General features: G+C 69.7%; 18 protein-coding genes. 11 read left to right on the top strand and 7 right to left on the bottom strand.

What is annotated here, in order from left to right:
- Positions 1 to 386 precede the first annotated feature (386 nt).
- A complete protein-coding gene (locus NUG20_RS06510) occupies positions 387 to 1,010 on the bottom strand; it encodes a TetR/AcrR family transcriptional regulator (RefSeq protein ID WP_263397568.1) in 624 nt (207 codons plus the stop codon).
- 172 nt (positions 1,011 to 1,182) lie between these two features.
- On the opposite strand from NUG20_RS06510, the gene NUG20_RS06505 reads away from it, so the two are divergent.
- The 5 genes from NUG20_RS06505 to NUG20_RS06485 all read left to right on the top strand — a co-directional run bounded on the left by NUG20_RS06505 (position 1,183) and on the right by NUG20_RS06485 (position 5,626).
- Positions 1,183 to 2,196, top strand: coding sequence for an NAD(P)-dependent alcohol dehydrogenase (locus NUG20_RS06505; protein ID WP_263398405.1), 1,014 nt, complete (start codon positions 1,183 to 1,185; stop codon positions 2,194 to 2,196).
- A gap of 169 nt (positions 2,197 to 2,365) precedes the next feature.
- Positions 2,366 to 2,647 (top strand): hypothetical protein, encoded by a 282-nt coding sequence (locus NUG20_RS06500; RefSeq protein ID WP_263397567.1) that lies wholly within the window; start codon positions 2,366 to 2,368, stop codon positions 2,645 to 2,647.
- 606 nt (positions 2,648 to 3,253) lie between these two features.
- Positions 3,254 to 3,853, top strand: a complete 600-nt coding sequence (locus tag NUG20_RS06495) for a hypothetical protein (RefSeq protein WP_263397566.1) — start codon at positions 3,254 to 3,256, stop codon at positions 3,851 to 3,853.
- A 205-nt stretch (positions 3,854 to 4,058) separates the two neighbouring features.
- Entirely contained in the window at positions 4,059 to 4,226 is a 168-nt protein-coding gene (locus NUG20_RS06490; protein ID WP_263397565.1) for a hypothetical protein, read from the top strand.
- Between the two features lie 455 nt (positions 4,227 to 4,681).
- Positions 4,682 to 5,626, top strand: coding sequence for an SDR family oxidoreductase (locus NUG20_RS06485; protein WP_343237624.1), 945 nt, complete (start codon positions 4,682 to 4,684; stop codon positions 5,624 to 5,626).
- Between the two features lie 241 nt (positions 5,627 to 5,867).
- Here NUG20_RS06485 and NUG20_RS06480 read toward each other — a convergent pair whose 3' ends face one another.
- The 3 genes from NUG20_RS06480 to NUG20_RS06470 all read right to left on the bottom strand — a co-directional run bounded on the left by NUG20_RS06480 (position 5,868) and on the right by NUG20_RS06470 (position 11,460).
- On the bottom strand, positions 5,868 to 8,384 hold the full coding sequence (locus NUG20_RS06480) for an excinuclease ABC subunit UvrA (RefSeq protein ID WP_263397564.1): 2,517 nt from the start codon (positions 8,382 to 8,384) through the stop codon (positions 5,868 to 5,870).
- A gap of 1,067 nt (positions 8,385 to 9,451) precedes the next feature.
- Positions 9,452 to 9,757 (bottom strand): UBP-type zinc finger domain-containing protein, encoded by a 306-nt coding sequence (locus NUG20_RS06475; RefSeq protein WP_263397563.1) that lies wholly within the window; start codon positions 9,755 to 9,757, stop codon positions 9,452 to 9,454.
- Positions 9,754 to 11,460 (bottom strand): FAD-dependent oxidoreductase, encoded by a 1,707-nt coding sequence (locus NUG20_RS06470; RefSeq protein ID WP_263397562.1) that lies wholly within the window; start codon positions 11,458 to 11,460, stop codon positions 9,754 to 9,756. The genes NUG20_RS06475 and NUG20_RS06470 overlap by 4 nt, the downstream gene beginning before the upstream one ends.
- Before the next feature lie 503 nt (positions 11,461 to 11,963).
- On the opposite strand from NUG20_RS06470, the gene NUG20_RS06465 reads away from it, so the two are divergent.
- Entirely contained in the window at positions 11,964 to 12,494 is a 531-nt protein-coding gene (locus NUG20_RS06465) for a DUF1993 domain-containing protein (protein ID WP_263397561.1), read from the top strand.
- A gap of 309 nt (positions 12,495 to 12,803) precedes the next feature.
- On the opposite strand, the gene NUG20_RS06460 is transcribed toward NUG20_RS06465, so the two are convergent.
- Both NUG20_RS06460 and NUG20_RS06455 read right to left on the bottom strand, forming a co-directional pair.
- On the bottom strand, positions 12,804 to 13,454 hold the full coding sequence (locus tag NUG20_RS06460) for an HD domain-containing protein (protein ID WP_263397560.1): 651 nt from the start codon (positions 13,452 to 13,454) through the stop codon (positions 12,804 to 12,806).
- Between the two features lie 29 nt (positions 13,455 to 13,483).
- Entirely contained in the window at positions 13,484 to 14,098 is a 615-nt protein-coding gene (locus NUG20_RS06455; RefSeq protein WP_263397559.1) for an alpha-ketoglutarate-dependent dioxygenase AlkB, read from the bottom strand.
- A 183-nt stretch (positions 14,099 to 14,281) separates the two neighbouring features.
- Here NUG20_RS06455 and NUG20_RS06450 point away from each other — a divergent pair, with 183 nt between their 5' ends.
- The 3 genes from NUG20_RS06450 to NUG20_RS06440 all read left to right on the top strand — a co-directional run bounded on the left by NUG20_RS06450 (position 14,282) and on the right by NUG20_RS06440 (position 18,272).
- Positions 14,282 to 15,292: an SDR family oxidoreductase gene (locus tag NUG20_RS06450; protein WP_317852735.1), complete on the top strand. Its 1,011-nt coding sequence runs from the start codon at positions 14,282 to 14,284 to the stop codon at positions 15,290 to 15,292.
- Positions 15,293 to 15,543: 251 nt separating this feature from the next.
- A complete protein-coding gene (locus NUG20_RS06445; protein WP_263397557.1) occupies positions 15,544 to 16,446 on the top strand; it encodes an SDR family oxidoreductase in 903 nt (300 codons plus the stop codon).
- A gap of 11 nt (positions 16,447 to 16,457) precedes the next feature.
- Positions 16,458 to 18,272 carry a glycoside hydrolase family 15 protein gene (locus NUG20_RS06440; RefSeq protein WP_263398403.1) on the top strand — a complete coding sequence of 605 codons (1,815 nt, stop codon included), beginning with the start codon at positions 16,458 to 16,460 and terminating at the stop codon, positions 18,270 to 18,272.
- 144 nt (positions 18,273 to 18,416) lie between these two features.
- Here NUG20_RS06440 and NUG20_RS06435 read toward each other — a convergent pair whose 3' ends face one another.
- Positions 18,417 to 18,800, bottom strand: coding sequence for a hypothetical protein (locus tag NUG20_RS06435; RefSeq protein WP_263397556.1), 384 nt, complete (start codon positions 18,798 to 18,800; stop codon positions 18,417 to 18,419).
- 208 nt (positions 18,801 to 19,008) lie between these two features.
- Between NUG20_RS06435 and NUG20_RS06430 the strand changes: the two genes are divergently transcribed.
- Together NUG20_RS06430 and NUG20_RS06425 are read left to right on the top strand one after the other, a co-directional pair.
- Positions 19,009 to 20,112 (top strand): sensor histidine kinase, encoded by a 1,104-nt coding sequence (locus tag NUG20_RS06430; protein WP_263397555.1) that lies wholly within the window; start codon positions 19,009 to 19,011, stop codon positions 20,110 to 20,112.
- A complete protein-coding gene (locus NUG20_RS06425; RefSeq protein WP_263397554.1) occupies positions 20,109 to 20,876 on the top strand; it encodes a LytR/AlgR family response regulator transcription factor in 768 nt (255 codons plus the stop codon). The genes NUG20_RS06430 and NUG20_RS06425 overlap by 4 nt, the downstream gene beginning before the upstream one ends.
- Positions 20,877 to 20,928: the final 52 nt, after the last annotated feature.

Below are 20,928 nucleotides of genomic sequence, written 5' to 3'. Positions count from 1 at the left end.
GCCGGGCAGCATCCGGACCGATGACCGCAGTCATTCGGAACTCCCGCACAGCGCAAGCCGGCAAACCTCGCGACTGCCGCCCTCATGCAGTCGGGGCTGAAGCCCCTCCCACAATGCACCCAGCCAACCTGCCGCAAGCCACCTGTGGGAGCGACTTCAGTCGCGACGAGCGAAGCCGTGCATCTTCGGCTTCGGGCAGCGTCCGTCGAGGCTGAAGCCCCTCCTACAGTGCACCCAGCCAACCTGCCGCAAGCTCCCTGTAGGAGCGGCTTCAGCCGCGACGAACGAAGCGGCGCACTTGACGGCTTCGGACAGGATCGGCGCCGAAGCCCTTGCTTGAAGAAAAACCCGCAGCGCAGATCGCGATGATCTGACGCTCCACCGGCTCAGCCGCTGCCGCGCTTCCGCTTCGCCGCCGCCGCTGCGACAACCGGCTTGTCCACCTCCACCTCCACCTCCACCTCCACCTCCACCCCCTCACCCGCACGCACCGTCGCCAACGTCATCGCGATCAGCCCGCCGATCAGGCGCCGCAGGTCGGCCTCGTTGTCGGCCGATGCCTTCAGGCTGGTGGTGGCCAGGCGCAGGATGTAGGCGATGTCCGCCGCCGACAGCGCCGCTGGCGCGCGCACCTCCGGCTGCAGCGTCGCCACCAGTTGCGCCTCCAGCGCCGCGTACAGGTCGGCCAAAGCCTGCGGCGCATAGTCGCCGCACCTGGCCAGCAGTTCGATGCCGTTCTCCGACCCGATCACCGACGCCGTCGGCTCCAGCACCCAGATGTCGAACAGATGCCGCAGCCGCGTCGCCAGGTCCTGCCCGGGCCGCACCCGCGCGCCGGAGTCGGCCAGGCAACGATCGCGCTGGCGCAGCACCATCGCCGCGAAGATCGCCTCCTTGTTCGGGAACGAGGCGTACAGCGACGGCCGCGACATCTGCGCGGCCTCGGCGATGTCGCCGATGCTGACCTTGCGATAGCCATGGCGCAGGAACAGCTGGAAGGCCGCATCCATGATGCGCTCCTCCTTGCTCGGCAATGCCGGGGCACTAGTTGGCGATTTTACACTTGACATAATTTGTAAAGTTGTCAATCTTACATTTCCAGCCAAATTGTAAAGCACCGGAGCCCCCATGAACGCCATCGCCCCACCGGTCCAGCCCCGTCCCACCCGCGCCTACGCCGCCATGGAAAAAAACGGCGCCATGGTGCCCTGGCAGTTCGAACGCCGCGCGGTACGCGCGCACGATGTGGCGGTGAAGGTGCTGTATTCCGGCGTGTGCCACTCCGACATCCACTCGGTGAACCACTGGGGCGGCGAATTCCCACTGGTACCCGGCCACGAGATCGTCGGCGAAGTGGTGGAGGTGGGCGCATCGGTCCGCGACGTCGCGATCGGCCAGCGGGTGATGATCGGCACCATCGTCGATTCCTGCCGCGTGTGCGAACCGTGCCGCGCGCAGATGGAGGTGTACTGCCGCGAGTTCCCGACCACCACCTTCGACGGCATCGACCGCGTCGACGGCAGCCGCACCCGCGGCGGCTATGCCGAGTACTACGTGGCCGACGCGCACTTCGTCTATCCGCTGCCCGAGGGCCTGGACCCGGCCGCGGCGGCGCCGCTGCTGTGCGCCGGCGTCACCACCTATTCGCCGCTGCGGCACTGGAACGTCGGCCCCGGCAGCACCGTGGGCATCGTCGGCATCGGCGGCCTGGGCCACCTGGCGGTGAAATTCGCGCGCGCACTGGGCGCGCACGTGGTGGCCTTCACCACGTCGCCGAAGAAGGCGGCCGAGGCGCAGCGCCTGGGCGCGCACGAGGTGGTGCTGTCCACCGACCCCGCGCAGATGCAAGCGCAGGCCTACCGCTTCGATTTCATTCTTGACACGGTATCGTCGACCTACCCGCTGGACCCGATGCTGCAGGCGCTCAAACTCGACGGCACCCTGTGCTCATTGGGCCTGCCGGACAAACTGGATTTCGCTCCGATGACGCTGGCGATGGGCCGGCGCCGCATCGCCAGCTCCGGCGCCGGCGGCACCGCCGACACCCACGAGATGCTGGCGTTCTGCCAGCGGCACGGCATCGTCGCCGACGTGGAGGTGATCGCGATGGAGCAGATCAACGAAGCCTTCGCGCGGTTGGAGAAAGGCGACGTGCACTACCGCTTCGTGATCGACATGGCGCACTTGGCACTGTAGCCGGCGCTGGCCGGCTCGGGCGATCGCTCCCGCGGCGGGGCAGCTTGACGGCCCCAGGCGGGCAGGCGATGCTCGATGGACGCCGGCTGTCGCCATGCCCCTGCCGGCCTGCAGCCGTGACCTTGACAGGCCGCATGACCGTCCTGGACCAGAGAAAGGGAGAGCAACCATGTCCATCGGCAAGAGCGTAACGCCCGCTGCCCTGTTGTTCTGCGCCGGCAGCCTGTTCGTGGTCCTTGGCCTGCTTGCCAATCCGCTTTACTTCAGCGCGGCATTCGCGTGCCTCGCCGCCAGCGCGGCCATGCGCGGCGACGCGCGCCACCGCGTTGTGTACGGCGCGCTGGCAATCGTCTTCCTGCTGGTCGTCCTCGGTTACGGCATCGGCAAGGACCTGGCGCAGCGCGACAACCTGCGCGACGCGCAGGCCATGGCCAACGCCGACCGACAGTAACGATCGCAACGGCGACAAGCCTGCAGAAGCCGACGTCGATGCAAATGCGGCTGATAGCGTTAGCGCTGGCACTAGCTGGCACACCGCAGCAACAGCCTGCCCCCGAGCATGCGACGCCGCCGGAACCCTTGTCCGCCACGCCGCTGCGGATGCCCGCCGACTTTGCTTCGGCGCTTCCGCTATGGACAAGCGCTGCACTGTCACGGTGGCATTCGAAATCCTCGACAGCGGCGCCGTCGGCAAGCTCGATATCGTCCGCTCGTCCAGAGACCGTGTCTGCGATCGGGCAGTGATGGAATCCGTCCGCAGTCGCCGCTATCCATCCGGTGAGCCGCTCGCTGTCGTCCATGAAACGCTGCGCACTCCGAGTTGCAGGACGGACGGGCTGGAACGCTAGTTCACCGCCCGCAGGCGCGCGCGCGTAGCGTCCAGAAGGTAAGACCTAACACGTTCGGCACGACAGCGGACCATGGGGCGGCAACCAAGTGGCTCAGCTTGCGACTGTCAGCCGCTAGTTCGTGCGTGTGTGGCAATGCGCAGCGGCGCGCGACATTTGCCTGCTTCGCACGTACAGTGCCGAGCACATTGATTGCCGCAGGGATGCCGATGCACTTCGCCGCACTTCGCACGCTGCTCGCACCCTGGGGCGAGCTACGCCCGCAGCCGGCGTCCGACTGGCAGGGCACGATCCCGCTGCCGGCGGCGCTGGCCGATTTCTATGCGCAGGTCGGGCCGTGGGGCGAGACCTTGCATGCGCAGGTGGGTCCGACCGGCGTGTCGCTCGACATCGGCGGCAACCCGGTCGACATTCCGCCGCTGCACAAGCTTTGGCAGCGCCAGGCCGGCTACCGTTGGAACGCGGTCAGCGGCGAGCGCATTGCGGACTGGAACGAGCACTGGCTGGTGGTCGCGGACCAGGGCGCGGACCCGTTCATCCTGGACACCGCCAGCGGCGAAATCCTCTTCGCGTTCCACGGCGCCGGCACGTGGCAGCCCAGGTTGCTGGCCGCCACGCTGGACACCGCGTTCGGCGGCCTGGCGACCATCGCCAACGCCATGGCGGAACTGGGCGACGACGCGTTCGACGACACCGACGAACTGCTCGCGACGGCGCGAACCGCGGTCGCGGCGGCCCTGGCGTCATACCTGGGCAGCGCCGCTCAGGCCGCGCAATTCCTGGATGTCCTGGAGTGGTACCAAGCCTGAGCGCGACCGAATGCGATGGTTTCGTCCCATCCCCGATGGCGCCCCGGCCCCGGCGCGGCTCAGCTGCCGGGACCGCTCGGCTGCTCTCGGTGAAAGGCGCCCTGCGCTTGTGGTCGCAGTAGCTCCGGCAGCCGCCTGGCCGCGCCTAGCAGCGCCAGCGTTACCCGGCCACTGCGCGAACTGAAGGATTTTCCGCAAGGTCGCGGTGCCGGCCGGCGGCAGCGTCGCGGTGGAGTTCGCGCTGCACCGCGAGGACCTGCTGTTCGTCGGCCAGGCGTTGAAGCCGGCAGTGGAGCCGGGTGTGTTCGACCTTTGGGTGGCGCCATCGGCCGAAGCTGCGGGCGTGTCCGCCAATTCCGAATTGGCAGGCTGAGAAGCGGGAGCGTTTCGCAACAGCGAACCCTGTAGGAGCGGCTTCAGCCGCGACAGACGCCATCAGCAAAGCCCGTCGCGGTTGAAGCCGCTCCTACAGGATGCAACGCGCGATTCCTGCAGCGTCTGCGTCAGCAACGCCGCAGTTGTCGGTGGCGCCACCGCCACAGCCGGTTTGCTTCACATCGGCAGCACCTCGCGCTCACGCCGCGGTGCCGGGCGCGGCGCTGAGATGGGTTGCCCGACGTTCGTCCGCATGCGCCCCGCCGCTGCCTGCAGCGTGCCGGACCTGGCGGACGACGCCGAACGGGCGGCGCAACGACGAGGCCCGCGCCGCCGCTTCTTCCCCCACCGAGGAGCCGCGCCATGAGCGATCACGATCCCAACCACTCCGCCAGCCGCCGCCGCGCGCTCGGCGTCCTGGGCAGCAGCCTGGCCGCCAGCGGCGCGCTGGCCATGTCCGGCGGCGCCGGAGCGCAGGCCGCGGCGGCCGGCACCGGCGCCGCCGGCAGCAGGCCGCCGATGCAGGACCCGCGCACCCAGTATCCGCGCCCGCCGTTCGATACGCCCAAGCAGGAATGGCCGGGCCTGGCGTCGAAGATGGTGCCGGTGCCGGACCACGGCGAGACCAGCTACGTCGGCTCCGGCCGCCTGGCCGGGCGCAAGGCGCTGATCACCGGCGGCGATTCGGGCATCGGCCGCGCCGCGGCGATTGCCTTTGCGCGCGAGGGCGCGGACGTGGCGATCAACTACCTGCCGCAGGAGGAGTCGGACGCGCGCGAGGTGGTGGCGCTGATCCGCGCGGCCGGGCGCAAGGCGGTGGCCATCCCCGGCGACCTGCGCGGCGCCGCGTTCTGCAGGCAGTTGGTCGATCAGGCCGTGCGCCAGCTCGGCGGGCTGGACATTCTGGTCAACAACGCCGCGCGCCAGACCGCGCAGCAGTCGATCCTGGACATCGACGACCAGCAGTTCGACGACACGCTCAAGACCAACCTCTACGCGCTGTTCTGGGTAACCCGCGCCGCGTTGCCGCACCTCAAGCCCGGCGCCTCGATCATCAGCACCACTTCGATCGTGGCCGACGATCCGCCCGAAGCGCTGCTCGACTACGCCACCACCAAGGGCGGCATCGTCAGCTTCACCAAGTGCCTGGCCAAGCAGCTGGCGCCCAAGGGCATCCGCGTCAACGCAGTCGCGCCGGGCCCGTACTGGACGCCGCTGCAGCCCAGCGGCGGGCAGTTCATGGACAAGCTGAAGACCTTCGGCGCCGATGGCCCTACCGGCAGGCCCGGCCAGCCGGCCGAGATCGCGCCGATCTACGTGCTGCTGGCCTCGCAGGAATCCAGCTTCACCACCGGCAGCATCTTCAGCAGCGTCGGCGGCCGCGGCAACGTCGGTTGAGCGCTGCCGTTCCCGCGCCGGCATCGGCTGGCGCGGGAACGCCGCACTGCGCTGCACCGCAGACGATGCATCGAGCGCAAGGCGCTGCGTATCCGCGCCTGCGGCAACGTCCTTGCACGCGGGCGGTTCCACTTGCGGCAGTTGCGTTGCCACTGAAACGTAGAAAAACGCGCAGCTCTGCACGTCTCCGCGAGGAATGGCGCGCTGCGGTTGCTTGCCGCGCCGCCGCCTCCGCAGCGCTTCAGCCCTGCAGCGCCTCCGCCAGGAACGGCGCGGTGCGACTGCCGGCATGTCGCGCCACCGTCTGCGGCTCGCCGGCGACGACGACCTCACCGCCTTCATCGCCGGCGCCCGGCCCCATCTCGATGATCCAGTCGCTGGCCGCGGCCACGCGCATGTCGTGCTCCACCGCGACCACGCTATTGCCGGCCTCCACCAGGCCGTGCAGCTGGCGCAGCAGCGTGTCCACGTCGGCCGGATGCAGGCCGGTGGTCGGTTCGTCGAGCACGTACACGGTGTCGCGGCGCTGCGCGCGCTGCAGCTCAGTGGCCAGCTTGATCCGCTGCGCCTCGCCGCCGGACAGTTCGGTGGCCGGCTGGCCCAGCCGCAGATAGCCCAGTCCCACCTCGCCCAGCACCTGCAGCGGCCGCGCGATCGCCGCATCGTCGGCGAAGAAGTCCGCCGCCTGCGTCACGGTCATGCGCAACACCTGCGCGATGTTGCGCCCGCGCAGTTCGATCTCCAGCGTCTTGGCGTTGTAGCGCGCGCCGTGGCAGGTCGGGCACGGCGCGTACACGCTGGGCATGAACAGCAATTCCACGAACACCGCGCCCTCGCCTTCGCAGGTCTCGCAGCGGCCCTTGGCGACGTTGAACGAGAAGCGGCCGGCGTCGTACTTGCGCTTGCGCGCGGCCGGCGTGGCGGCGAAGCGCTTGCGCACGTGGTCGAACAGGCCGGTGTAGGTCGCCAGGTTGGAACGCGGCGTGCGGCCGATCGGTTTCTGGTCCACCTGCACCAGGCGCCGCACGTGCTGCAGGCCGTCGGCAACGCGTCCGTCGGTCGCCATCTGCGTCCCCCGCTCCAACGGGTCCACGCCTTCTTCCGGATCGACGCGCTCCTGGCCAAGATGCGCGCCCAGCAGTTCCACCAGCGCCTGGCTGACCAGCGATGACTTGCCCGAGCCGGACACACCGGTGACCGTGGTGAACACGCCCAGCGGGATATCCACGTCCAGCGCGGCGACGTTGTTGCGGGTGATCCCGCGCAATTGCAGCCACGCGCTCGGCGCGCGCGGCGCATGCGCGATCGGCGCCTGTTCGGCGAACAGGTAGCGGCGCGTGGACGAGGCGGCGACCTGCGCCAGTCCGGCCGGCGGACCGCTGTACAGCACTTGCCCGCCCTGCTCGCCCGCGCCGGGGCCGACATCGACGATCCAGTCGGCATGGCGGATCACGTCGATCTCGTGCTCGACCACGAACAGCGAATTGCCTGCGGCCTTGAGCTGGTCCAGCGCGGCCAGCAGCGCCTGCGCATCGGCCGGATGCAGGCCGGCGGACGGCTCGTCCATCACGTAGACCACGCCGAACAGCTGCGAGCGGATCTGCGTGGCCAGGCGCAGCCGCTGCAGTTCGCCCGGCGACAGCGTCGGCGTGCTGCGTTCCAGGGTGAGATAGCCCAGGCCCAGCTCCTGCAGGATCTGGATCCGCGCCAGCAGATCCTGGGCGATGCGCTGCGCGGCGATGGCCTGCTCCGGATGGCGCTTGGCATCGCGCGTACGGCCCGCCGCGGCCGGGCGCAGCAGCTCGGCCACCTGCGTGAGCGGACGCTGCGACAAGGCGCCGATATCGAGCCCGGCGAAGGTCACCGACAACGCCTCGCGGCGCAGGCGCTTGCCGTCGCAGGTCGGGCATTGAGTGCTGAGCAGGTACTGCGACACGCGCTTCTTGATCAACGCGCTCTGCGTGCTGGCGAAGGTGTGCAGCACGTAGCGGCGCGCGCTGCTGAAGGTGCCCATGTAGGCCGGCTCCTGCTTGCGCCGCAGCGCGCGCTGGGTCTCGGCGAGGGTGAAGCCGGGATACACCGGCACCGTCGGCTGCTCGTCGGTGTACAGGATCCAGTCGCGGGTCTTCTTCGGCAGCTTCGCCCACGGCACGTCGACGTCGTGGCCCAGCGTGGTGAGGATGTCGCGCAGGTTCTGCCCGTGCCAGGCCGGCGGCCACGCGGCCACGGCGCGCTCGCGGATGCTCAGCGAACGGTCCGGCACCATCGACGCCTCGGTGGCGTCGTAGATGCGGCCCAGGCCATGGCACGTCGGGCATGCGCCGGCCGGGGTGTTCGGCGAGAAGCCGTCGGCGTAGATGATGGCCTGCCCCGGCGGGTAGTCGCCGGCGCGCGAGTACAGCATGCGCAGCGAATTGGAGATGGTGGTGACGCTGCCCACCGACGAGCGCGTACTCGGCGCACCGCGATGCTGCTGCAGCGCCACCGCCGGCGGCAGGCCTTCGATGGCATCCACGTCCGGCACCCCGGCCTGGTCGATCAGGCGCCGCGCGTACGGCGAGATCGAATCCAGGTAGCGGCGCTGCGCCTCGGCGAACAGCGTGCCGAACGCCAGCGACGACTTGCCGGAGCCGGAGACGCCGGTGAACACCACCAGCGCATCGCGCGGCAGCTCCACGTCCACGTCCTTGAGATTGTGTTCGCGGGCGCCGCGGACGCGGACGAAGCCGGAGGCGGTGGAAACGGGGGGCTTTGGCATTGGTGAGAGCGGTCGGCAGGAACTGGCGCAAGCTTAGCGGGTCGGCTCGATGCGCCGTGTACAGGTCATGCGCGATGGGCAGGATTCGCTGTGGAGGGACTTCGGTTCCGACGCTGTCCGCAGTCGTTGGTTCACCGCTTCGCTCGTCGCGACTGAAGTCGCTCCCACAGGGACTTGCGGCGAGCTGGCTGGGCGCACTGTAGGAGGGGCTTCAGCCCCGACCGGATCTTGATGTGCAGGGATGCCTGTCAGTGTCTGTCGCGGCTGAAGCCGCTCCTACAGGGCTGCGGCAAGCTGGCTGGGTGCACTGTGGGAGGGACTTCAGTCCCGACGCTGCCCGAAGCCGTTGGGTCTACCGCTTCGATCGTCGCGACTGAAGTCGCTCCCACAGGGACTTGCGGCGAGTTGGCTGGGTGCACTGTAGGAGGGGCTTCAGCCCCGACCGGATCTTGATGTGCAGGAATGTCTGGCAGTGTCTGTCGCGGCTGAAGCCGCTCCTACAGGGACTGCGGCAAACCGGCTGGGTGCACGGTGGGAGGGACTTCAGTCCCGACGCTGCCCGAAGCCATTGGGTCCACCGCTTCGCTCGTCGCGACTGAAGTCGCTCCCACAGGGACTTGCGGCGAGTTGGCTGGGTGCACTGTAGGAGGGGCTTCAGCCCCGACCGGATCTCGATGTGCAGGAATGTCTGGCAGTGTCTGTCGCGGCTGAAGCCGCTCCTACAGGGACTGCGGCAAACGGGCTGGGGTGCACTGTGGGAGGGACTTCAGTCCCGACGCTGCCTGAAGCCGCTGGGTCTACCGCTTCGCTCGTCGCGACTGAAGTCGCTCCCACAGGGACTTGCGGCGAGTTGGCTGGGTGCACTGTAGGAGGGGCTTCAGCCCCGACCGGATCTTGATGTGCAGGAATGTCTGGCAGTGTCTGTCGCGGCTGAAGCCGCTCCTACAGGGGCTTGCGGCAAACCGCCAGGGTGCACTGTGGGAGGGACTTCAGTCCCGACGCTGTCCGAAGCTCAACATGCCAAACGCGTGGCCAGATTGCGCTGCAGCGGCGCGAGCGGCCTCACGCTACACGTAGCGCGGAATCGGCCCCAGCTGCGGCGTCTGGTCCGGCAGCTCCACTTCGGCCTCGTCCACGTAGCACCAGCCCCAGCCTTCGGGCGGGTCGTAGCCTTCGATGATCGGGTGCGCGGTCTGGTGGAAATGCTTGGTCGCGTGGCGATTGGGCGAATCGTCGCAACAACCGACGTGGCCGCAGCTGCGGCACAGGCGCAAATGCACCCAGGGGCTGCCGATCTTCAGGCACTCTTCGCAGCCGCGCGCGCTCGGCGTGACCTCGGCGATGGTGGCAAGGTGGGAACAACGCGCTGTCATCGGCTGCCTCTCTCGGTTGCGGCGGGCGCACTGCGCCGCGCCAGGAATTGATGGATCTGCGCGACCACCGCGGCGCCCTCTCCGACCGCCGCGGCCACGCGCTTGACCGAACCGGCGCGCACGTCGCCGATCGCGAACACGCCCGGCCGGTCGGTCTCCAACGGCAGCGCCGGCACCTGGCCAAGTTCCGGCTCGGCGCCGGTGACGACGAAGCCGGCGTGATCCAGCCGCACGCAGTCGTCGACCCAGGCGCTGTTGGGATCGGCGCCGACGAACAGGAACAGGTGATGCAGATCGCAGCGATGGGTGGCGCCGGTGGCGCGGTCGCGGAACTCCGCGCTCGCCAGGCGCTGCGACGCGTCGGCCTGCAGCGACACCACCTCGGTGCCGGTGTGCAGCTCGACGTTCGGCAACGCGGCGATGCGCTCGATCAGGTAGCGCGACATCGACGCCTCCAGCCCCGCACCGCGCACGATCAGGTGCAGGCGCTTCACCTTCGGCGCCAGGAACACCACCGCCTGGCCCGCGGAATTGCCGCCGCCGACCAAGGCCACCTCCTCGCCTTCGCACAAGCGCGCCTCCACCGGCGAGGCCCAGTACGACACGCCGTTGCCTTCGAACGCGGCCAGGTTGGCGATGTCCGGGCGCCGGTAGCGCGCGCCCGAGGCGATCACCACGGTGCGCGCCTGCACGCGCAGGCCATCGCGCATCTGCAATTGCAACGGCGCGGCGCTGCAGTCCTCGGCGGTGGCCGCATCGCAATGCAGCTGCGCCACTTCCAGCGGCAACGCCAGTTCGGCGCCGAACTTCAACGCCTGGTTGTAGGCGCGCCCGGCCAGCGCCTGGCCGGAAATGCCGGTGGGAAACCCGAGGTAGTTCTCGATCCGCGCCGACGCACCGGCCTGGCCGCCGATCGCACGCTGGTCCAGCACCAGCACCGACAGGCCTTCGGAGGCGGCGTACACCGCGGTCGCCAGGCCGGCCGGGCCGGCGCCGACGATGGCCACGTCGTAGCGTTTTTGCGGATCCAGCTCCGGGGTCATGCCCAGGCAATGCGCGGCCTCGGCCTCGCTGGGACGCCGCAGCACGGTGCCGCTGGGGCAGACCATCAACGGCAGTTCGTCGTGATGGATGCCCAGGCGCTCGACCAGTGCGCGGCCCTCGTCGTCGTTGGCCGCATCCAGGAAGGTGTTGGGATAGCCGTTGCGGGTCAGGAAGCCCTGCAGCCGGGTCAGCCGCGCCTCGCCCGGCTCGCCGATCAGCACCGAGCCGGCGGTATCGCCTTCGATCAATCCGACCCGGCGCAGGATCAGCGCGCGCATCACGATCTCGCCGACGTCGGCCGAGCTGATCATCAGCGAGCGCAGATGCGCCGCATCGAACGGCACTGCGACGCAGCCCTCGGCGCCGGCGCGGCCGCCGGCCAAGGAGGCGCGGCCGGCCAGCTGGCTGACCTCGCCGCTGAACTGCCCCGCGGTGTGCTCGGTGACCGGCTTCTCGTGGCCCAGCCCGTCGCGGCGCACCACCGCGATCGTGCCCTGCAGCACCAGCCACACCGGCGCCGGATGGTCGCCGACGGCGAAGACCTCCTCGCCCGGAGCGAACGTGCGCGGCGCGCCGCTGGCGAAGCGACGCGCGGTCTCCACCTGGGCGGGCTCCAGCACCGGGAACATCTGATGGCGACGGGTATCGGCCAGGCTCATCGGCATCCTTGTAGGGAACGGGCATTGACGCACACAGCATGCGATGCGGCAGCGCTGCGGGCAATCACCCATTCTGGGAAGGCGCCAACGCTCTTTCGGCCAAGGGACGACGAACGTGCCGCGCGCACGCGAACAGCGGGGCGCTTCGCGCGCCGTACCCTCACCCCAACCCCTCTCCCGATGGGAGAGGGGCTAAAGCATGCTGCGCTGATTGTTTTTCAGTGGGACGATGGTCCTCTGGAGGTGGCTCACTGGCGCCGAAGACCCGACCGCGCTACCGCGTGGCGTCGCCGGACGAGGTGCTGACAAAGCCTCGCAGCCAGCGGACGCGGCGGCCTTTTCGTCGCAGCGCGGCAGCCCCATCCTGCAACCAGTACGCGCGGGTATGGCACCCGGCCGCGACGAGGGTCGCCCTTGTGTTCGATCCGCAATGCCCCATCCAAGGTGATGCCGCGCCGTCGCCGGCCTGCGCCCGGCCCCTATCGTCTTCAAGGAAACCGCTCATGTCCGTCTCGATGTATCGCCTTTCCGTTCCGGTGTTCCTGCGTGGCCTGGACGTGTTGCAGCACTACGTCGCGCTGGCCGAACGCCACGCGCAGGAGAACGGCCAGGATCCGCAGGCGCTGGTCGACGCGCGCCTGGCGCCGGACATGTTCGGCTTCGCCGCGCAAATCCAGCGCGCGTCGGATACCGCGAAGAACACCATCGGCCGCCTCAGCGACATCGTGCCGCCGAAGATGGCGGACGAGGAAACTACCCTGGCGCAGTTGGGCGAGCGTATCGCCGCCACGCAGCGCTTCCTGCACAGCGTGGATGCGGCTGCCCTCGACGGCGCCCAGGACCGCGCGGTGTCGCTGAGCGCCGGCAAATTGAAAGCCGACTTCAACGGCAGCGACTACCTGCTGACCTTCGCCCTGCCGAATTTCTTCTTCCACGTCGCCACCGCCCACGCGATCCTGCGCCAGCAAGGCGTGGCGGTGGGCAAGCTCGATTATCTCGGGCGGTTCGACACGGTAGAAACCGAAGCCGCTTGAAGCCCCTCTCCCATCGGGAGAGGGGTTGGGGTGAGGGTGCGACGCGAAGGCGACTCGCTGAGTTTGGGTGCACGAGGCTGCGCCCGTACCCTCATCCGCCCCTGCGGGGCACCTTCTCCCGCAGGGAGAAGGGAACAGCCTAGCCCCTCTCCCACTGGGAGAGGGGTTGGGGTGAGGGTACGGCGCGAAAGCGACTCGCTGAGTTAGGGTGCGCGAGGCTGCGCCGCACCCTCATCCGCCCCTGCGGGGCACCTTCCCCCGAAAAGGGGGCCATGGTCCCCAAGGGGAGAAGGGACGCCCAATAGGCGACTACGCCAACGAAGGCGCCGCAAGCGCGCCTGCATCGTCCGCCGCGAACGCCTCGCCCGCCAACGCATGCATCCGCGCCACCGCGATCGCGAACGGCCGCAGCACCGGCACACCGCGCTCGGCGAAGATCGCGTGCAACGCAGCGTAGTACCACAAGGTGCCGTCGCGGCCGGCGGTGAAACGCGCGAACACCTCTCCACCCACCTCTGGATCCTCCAGATCGGCGACAATGCTGCGCGCGTTGTACAGCTTGTCGCAGGCCGAGACCAGCAGCGTCGCGGCCGGCGCGTCGTGCAGGTGCGCCAGATAGGCCTGCTTGCGGGTGCGCCAGTCGCGGCGCCTGGCCGGCACGTCCTCCGGTTCCGCCTTGCGCTCGGCGCTGGCGTCGGTGCAGCCCATCACGATCGCCGCGACCTCGTCGCCGAACTGCGCGCGGATCACCGCCTCGTGGCCGGCGCCGCAGTCCTCGACCACATCGTGCAGCAATGCGGCGATCGCCTGGTCCTCGTCGCCGCCGGCCTCCAGCACCAGCGTCGACACGCCCAGCACATGGCTGAAATACGGCACCGTGCCGCCCTTGCGGAACTGTCCGGCGTGGGCGATGCGGGCGTAGTCGACGGCGCGCGCGTAGCGTTCGGTGAGAGCGGTCATGCAGCCTTCCTGACGGGAACTGGCCTGCATTATGCGGAATCGGCGGCGCCATCGGCGGCCGCTCCGTCCATCGGCCGCACCCGGAACACCACGCTCATCCGCGGCGCCACCGGCCGCACCGTCTTCGGGATGCCGTGCTCGTGGGTGAGTTGCGAGGCATGGCTCATCGCCAGCAGGCTGCCCGGCGCCAGCTCCACCGCGATGCTGCGGCGGTCGCCGGCCTTGGCGCGGATGTTCATGCGCCGCGGCGCGCCCAGCGACACCAGCGCGATCGGATGCGGCGCCACCAGCGTGTGCAGCTTGTCGTTGTGCATCGCCACGCTGTCGCGGCCGTCGCGGTACAGGTTCAAGCCCACCGCCGAGTACGGCGCCGGCACCCGCGCCTGCACCGCGGCATGCAGGTCGCGCAGCGGCAAGGTGTCGGGCAGCGCCTGCAGGCGATACGACGCCAGCAGCCGCGGCACGTCCACCACCCGGTCGTACATCGGCCGGCGCAGGCATTGCCAGGCCGCCCCGTCGCGCAGCGCCTCGAACCAGGCCTGCGCCAGCGCCGGCTCGATCAGCTGCGGCCAATAGCGGATGCCGCCCTCGGCATCGGCCACCAGGCAATGCGGGAGGTCGTCGGTGGAAGCGAACAGGTCCATGCGCGGAAGATGGGGATGCGGCCGAAGGAGTGCCATCCCAGCATCTGAACGGCTCAGCGGCTGCGACGCACCGCCGCGACGCCGCGCCTGTCACGGGGATTCTTACTTTTCGCCCGCGCCGCGTTAACGTCCGGCTTGGGAGCATGCGGTCTCTCCCCCCGACGGCACAGGCGATACGCACGCATGACGACAGCGCGCAGGACCACAGCAGGCACGACCCGGGCGCAGCGCCCCCACGTGGTGATCACCGGCGCATCCAGCGGCATCGGCCAGGCCACCGCCGAGGCGCTGGCGGCGCAAGGCGCCAAGCTGGTCCTGGCCGCACGCGGCGTGGAGGCGCTGGAACAGGTCGCGCAGATCTGCCGCCGCCATGGCGCCAAGGTGCTGGTGGTGCCCACCGATGTCAAGGACGCCGACGCGGTGCGTGCGCTGGCCGAACAGGCGCAGGCGTTCCTCGGCCATGTCGATCTGTGGTTCAGCAACGTCGGCGTGGGTGCGGTCGGCAAGTTCCAGGACGTGCCGATCGAGGCCAGCGACGCGGTGGTCCAGGCCAATCTGCTCGGACACATGCACGATGCGCACGCGGCGGTACAGATCTTCCTGACGCAGGAGCGCGGCATCCTGGTCAACATGATTTCGATGGGCGGGTTCGCCGCCACCCCGTACGCCGCCGCCTACAGCGCCAGCAAGTACGGACAGCGCGGGTTTTCCGAAGCGCTGCGCGCCGAACTGGCGGACCATCCGCACATCCACGTGTGCGACGTCTATCCGTACTTCGTCGATTCGCCCGGCCTGGCGCATGGCGCCAACTACACCGGCCGCCGCATCGACGGGCCGCCGCCGATGCTCGATCCGCGCCGGGTCGCACGCGCAGTGGTGAGACTGCTGCGGCGCCCGCGCAACACGGTGGTGATCGGCCCGGCGGTCGGCGCGATGCGCGTGGTGCATGCGCTGGCGCCGAATGCGTTCGCCGCGGGCATGGGCCGCTTCTTCGGCCGCTACCTGGCGCGTGCGCCGCGCGCGGCGGTGGCGCCGGGCAACGTGTTCCAGCCGCCGCTGTCGCCCGGCGGCGTGGACGGCGGCCTGCGCCGGCGCGCGCAGCGCACCGAGCTGGCGACGCAGGTGGCCGCGGTCGGCGCGGTGGCCGCATTGGCCACGGTCGCAGTGATCGCCTGGCGTCGCAGCCGCCGCTAGAGCGCACCGCAGGCGTCGCATACGCATATCGCTCGGTCGTACCGCACGCCGCATCCGTGATGCGACGCGTGCGGTTGCGTCTGCATGTCTGCAGGCAAGCCGTGCCGTGCGGGTATCGCACTTTCACGTGCCCTGTCCATTTCGTTCACCCCACCGCATCCGCGCGATTTCCATACTGGCGATTCGTTGGCCTGCCGAGCGTCCACCTCGGCGTCGCGCCACACCCTCCCCCCATCGCAAGGAGATCGTGCATGTCTGGCAGCAAGAACCAGTTCACGATGCAGAACCCACTGACGCAGTTCCCGCAACCCGAGTTCCCCGAGCAGACCCAGACCCCGCCGGGTACCGTGCATGCGCTGCAACCGGCCGCCGACCATGGCGAGCACACCTATCGCGGCTTCGGCCGCCTGGCCGGGCGCAAGGCGCTGATCACCGGCGCCGATTCCGGCATCGGCCGCGCCACCGCCATCGCCTATGCGCGCGAAGGCGCCGACATCGTCCTCAACTACCTGCCCGAGGAAGCGGAGGACGCCGCCGAGGTAGTCGCGCTGATCGAGGCCGAAGGCCGCAAGGCGGTGTGCCTGCCCGGCGACCTGCAGGACGAGGCGTTCTGCCGGCAGCTCGTGGCCAAGAGCGTGGAAGCGCTGGGCGGACTGGACATCCTGGTCAACGTGGCCGGCAAGCAGACCGCGGTGAAGGACATCGCCGAGCTGAGCACCGAGCAGTTCGAGGCCACCTTCCGCACCAACGTGTTCGCGATGTTCTGGCTGTGCAAGGCCGCAGTGCCGCACCTGCCGCCGGGCGCGACCATCATCAACACCACCTCGATCCAGGCCTACCAGCCTTCGCCGATGCTGATCGACTACGCGCCGACCAAGGCGGCCATCGCCAATTTCACCCAGGCGCTGGCGCAGCAGCTGGCCGACAAGGGCATCCGCGTCAACGCGGTGGCGCCGGGGCCGGTGTGGACGCCGCTGCAGCCCAGCGGCGGGCAGCCGCCGGAGAAGATCCCCGCGTTCGGCTCGGAAACCCCGCTCAAGCGCGCCGGCCAGCCGGTGGAGATGGCGCCGCTGTACGTGCTGCTGGCCTCGCAGGAATCGAGCTATATCACCGGCGAGATCATCGGCGCCACCGGCGGCCTGCTGCTGTCTTGAGCGCGCCGGCCGTGCCTGCCCGCGCGCCATCCCTGCAGCGCGATGCCGACGGCACCGCGCCGATCGAGAGCTATGCCGCACTCGGCGACGGCCGCTCGGTGGCGCTGGTCGCCGCCGACGGCAGCATCGACTGGTGGTGCGTGCCGACGATGGACGCGCCACCGCTGTTCGACCGCCTGCTCGACGCGCGCGACGGCGGCCGCTTCGCCATCACCCCGGTCGGCGCCACCGACGTGCAGCGCCGCTACCGCGACGACAGCAACGTGCTGGAAACCACCGTCCGCACCGCCAGCGGCAGCGCGCGCCTGACCGAGTCGCTCAACAGCGGCGAGGCCGGCCGCCTGCCGTGGTCGGAGCTGGCACGGCGGCTGGAAGGCCTGGACGGCGAAGTGGAGTTCGAGATCTGCTTCCGGCCCGGCACCCGCGCCGGCACGTCCACACCGTGGATGAGCGACACGCCCAACGGCCGCGTGTTCCACATCGGCCCGGTGATGGCGCTGCTGCGCCATTCGCAGGCGCTCACCGTTTTCGACTACGACGACCGCGGCGTACACGCCCGGCTGCGCCTGCACGCCGGGCAGCGCGAGCTGCTCGCGGTGCTCGCCACGCAGGACGAAGCGCTGCCGGTGCCGCCATTGGAGGACATCGATGAACGCATCGAGCGCAGCGACCGGGAATGGCGCGAGTGGACCGGCAACCTGCACTACGACGGCAACTACCCGCAGGCGGTGCTGCGCTCGGCGCTGGCGTTGAAGTTCCTGTGGTATTCGCCCACCGGCGCCATCGCCGCCGCGGCCACCACCTCGCTGCCCGAGGGCATCGGCGGCAACGGCAACTGGGACTACCGCTACGCCTGGGTACGCGATGCCGCCTACACCACCAAGGCGTTCCTGCGCGTGGGCGCCCTGCCCGACGCCAAGGCCGCGTTCGCCTGGCTGCTCGGCACCATCGCCAAGCACCGGCCCTGGATCCGTCCCTGCTACACCCTGCATGGCGACCTGGTCCCGGACGAGCGGGAGATCGACATCGCCGGCTACCGCCACACGCGCCCGGTGCGCGTGGGCAACACCGCCACCGACCAGCTGCAGCTATGCCTGTACGGCGACGTGTTCGAGATGACCGCGCGCTTCGTCGACCACGGCCACATCCTCGACCCGCACACCGCGCAACAGCTGTTCGAACTCGGCAACGAATGCGCCGAGGCGTGGATGCGCAAGGACGCCGGATTCTGGGAACTGGAGGACGCGCAGCACTACACCATGTCCAAGGTCGAGTGCTGGATGGCGCTGCGCCGCGCCAGCGAACTGGCCGAAGCCGGCCACCTGTCCAAGGCCATGCTGCCGCGCTGGCAGCGCGAACAGGCGCGCATCCTCGACTGGATCGACGCGCACTGCTGGTCCGAGGACAAGCAGGCCTACACCCTGTACGCCGGCAGCGACGCGCTCGACGCCGGGCTGATGCTGGCCTCGCGCTTTGGCCTGGGCGAGGTGCGCCGCGAGCGCATGCTCGCCACCCGCGAGGCGATCCGACGCGAACTCGGCGGCGGCGGCGAAGCGCGCACCCTGCTGCACCGCTACAGCGGCATGCAGGAGCGCGAAGGCGCGTTCATCGCCTGCAGCTTCTGGATGGTGGAAGCCTACGGCCTGCTCGACGAACGCGACGAAGCCAGACGCCTGTTCGAGCATCTGCTCGACACCGTCGGCAACGACGTCGGCCTGCTGCCGGAACTGGTCGACCCGCACAGCGGCGCCGCGCTCGGCAACATGCCGCAGGGCCTGAGCCACCTGGCGCTGATCCACGCCGCCCTCGCGGTGGGCGGCGAATAGCAGCGACATCGCTTCGGCGCCTAGCGCACCGCCCCTGTAGGAGCGACTTCAGTCGCGACAGACACTCACAACAACACGTGCCGCACCCGCCAGCCCGTAACTCACCAACGCAGCTCCCGCAACGCCGCACAACCCCGAAAAGAACTACTTCCCCATCGACACCGCAAACCGCATCGAAGCATCCACCTCCCTGCGCGGCAACGCCCGGATCCGCACCAGCACGTTGCGGCACACGTCCAGGTCGCGATACACCAGCGTGCGCCCGTCGCTGAACCCGAAGCGCACGTCGTAGCGGCAGCCCGCGCCGGCGATGCCGATGGTGGCCGAGTCGCCGCCGCCGCGCAGCGGGTCGGCGTCGATGGCGCGGAACGTCGCGCTGCCGGCATCGGCGACCGCCACCGCGGTCACGCTGTCGTGCGCGCGGTTGACCAGGGTCAGGTAATGCTGGCGGCTTTCGCCCTGCGCATGGGCGGTGGCCGCGGCGGCGAGCAGCACACTGGCGAGGCAGGTGGTACGGAAGGGATGCATGGCGACGTCTCCGGCAGGAAGGGATGCCGCCTCGTGCGCCTGGCGCAGCGGGAGCGGTGCGCCTATCTGGCGCGCCTGCCATGGCCGCCGCCCAGCGATCCGGGACGAATCGTCGTGCCGGCGTGACCAATCGTCGCCATTGGCCGCCGCGCTTCTCAGCGCACGCGGGCGCGCTTAGGATCGGCGCATCCCGTCCGAGCGTCGCCCGATGAACATCCGCCTGGGTTCCACGGAAATCGGCCTGATCCGATACCTGAGCTTGTGGACGGCCGTGGTCGTGGCCTTCGCCGTGCAAGGCTATCTGTACGACGTGTTCAACAGCGGCGACCATCGCTGGGCGATCGGCGACTACCTGCGCTGGTCGATGACCCAGTGGTACACCTGGGCGGCGCTGGCGCCGCTGGTGTTCCGGCTGGGGCAGCGCTTCCCGATCCCCACCCCGTTGCAGCTGCGCGCGCTGGGCCCGCAATGCGCCGCCAGCGTCGGCGTCACCGCGCTGGCGATGATCATCGGCGCCTTCTTCTCGCAAGGGCCGTTCTCCGAGCAGCTCGGGCAGTTCATCAGCAAGCACTTCGCCATCGGCCTGCTGACCTACTGGGGCCTGCTGGCGATCCAGCAGGCGCTGCACTACCGCAGCGAGAGCGACCGCCGCGAACTGGAAGCCGGACGCCTGGCCACGCAACTGGCGCAGTCGCGGCTGCAGGCGCTGAAGACCCAGCTGCAGCCGCACTTCCTGTTCAACACGCTGCACGCCATCGTGACCCTGCTCGAAGAGGACGCCGCCTCGGCCGAGGACATGCTGCTGCGCCTGAGCGAACTGCTGCGCGCGCTGCTGGAGGAATTCGACGGCCAGGAAATCACCCTGCGCCACGAACTCACCCTGCTCGACCTGTACCTGGGCATTCAGCGCAAGCGCTTCGGCGACCGCCTGACCACGCGCCTGTACATCGACCCGGCCACCCTGGACTGCGCGGTGCCGAGCCTGCTGCTGCAGCCGATCGTGGAGAACGCGATCCAGCACGGCATCGGCCGCCACGCCGGCGCCGACCAGGTGGAGATCGAGAGCCGGCACGAGGACGGCCAGCTGCGCATCGAGGTGCGCAACCGCAACAGCACGCTCGGCGACAGCAGCGACGCCGCCGGCCACGGCATCGGCCTGTCGAACACCCGGCTGCGGCTGAAGGAACTGTACGGCGACGCCGCCGAGATCCGCCTGGACATGATCTGGCCGCAAGGCGTGGTGTGCCGCATCCGCATGCCGTTCCGCGAACTGGAGGACGCCGCAGACGCGCCGGAGCACGTGCCCGCATGACCATCACCGCGCTGGTCATCGACGACGAACCCATCGCCCGCCACGCCGTCGTGCGCCTGTTGCGCGAACACGCCGACATCGCCCTGCTCGGCGAATGCGGCGACGGCGCCGCGGCGGTGGCGGCGATCCGCGAACACTCGCCGGACCTGGTGTTCCTCGACATCCAGATGCCGGAAATGACCGGCATGGACGTGGTCACGCAGATCGGCGCCGAGCGCATGCCCGCCACCGTGTTCGTCACCGCCTACGAGCAATACGCGGTGCGCGCCTTCGAAGCCAACGCGCTGGACTACCTGGTCAAGCCGTTCAGCCGCGAGCGCTTCGCCGCCACCCTGCAGCGCGCCAAGGCGCGGCTGGGCGGCACCGGCAGCAATCCCGCGCAGCTCCTGCAGGCGCTGGATGCCCTGCGCCAGCGCGATGCCTACCTGCAACGCATCGCCGTGCGCGTGGACGAACACGTGGTGTTCGTCGCCGTCGACGACATCGTCTGGATCAAGGCCAACCGCAACACCGTGCAACTGCATGTGGCCGGCGCCGTACACGAACTGCGCGAGACCATGGCCGCCCTCGCCGCGCGCCTGGACCCGCGCCATTTCGCCCGCGTGCACCGCTCGGCGATCATCAACGTGCGCCGGGTCAAGGCCATCCACCCCTGGTTCAACGGCCACCACGTGGTGACCATGGACAACGGCCAGCAACTGCGCATGAGCCGCTATCAGCACGAGGTGTTCCTGCGCCTGGTGACCAACGGCGGCGGCGAATAGGCGGGCGCGGCGGCAGCCCGCGCAGATCGCATCCATGTTCCGCGCCAGGCTC

It is taken from the genome of Xanthomonas sp. CFBP 8443 (assembly GCF_025666195.1).
Lineage (GTDB): Bacteria > Pseudomonadota > Gammaproteobacteria > Xanthomonadales > Xanthomonadaceae > Xanthomonas_A.
This window is presented reverse-complemented; position numbering and strand designations above follow the sequence as displayed.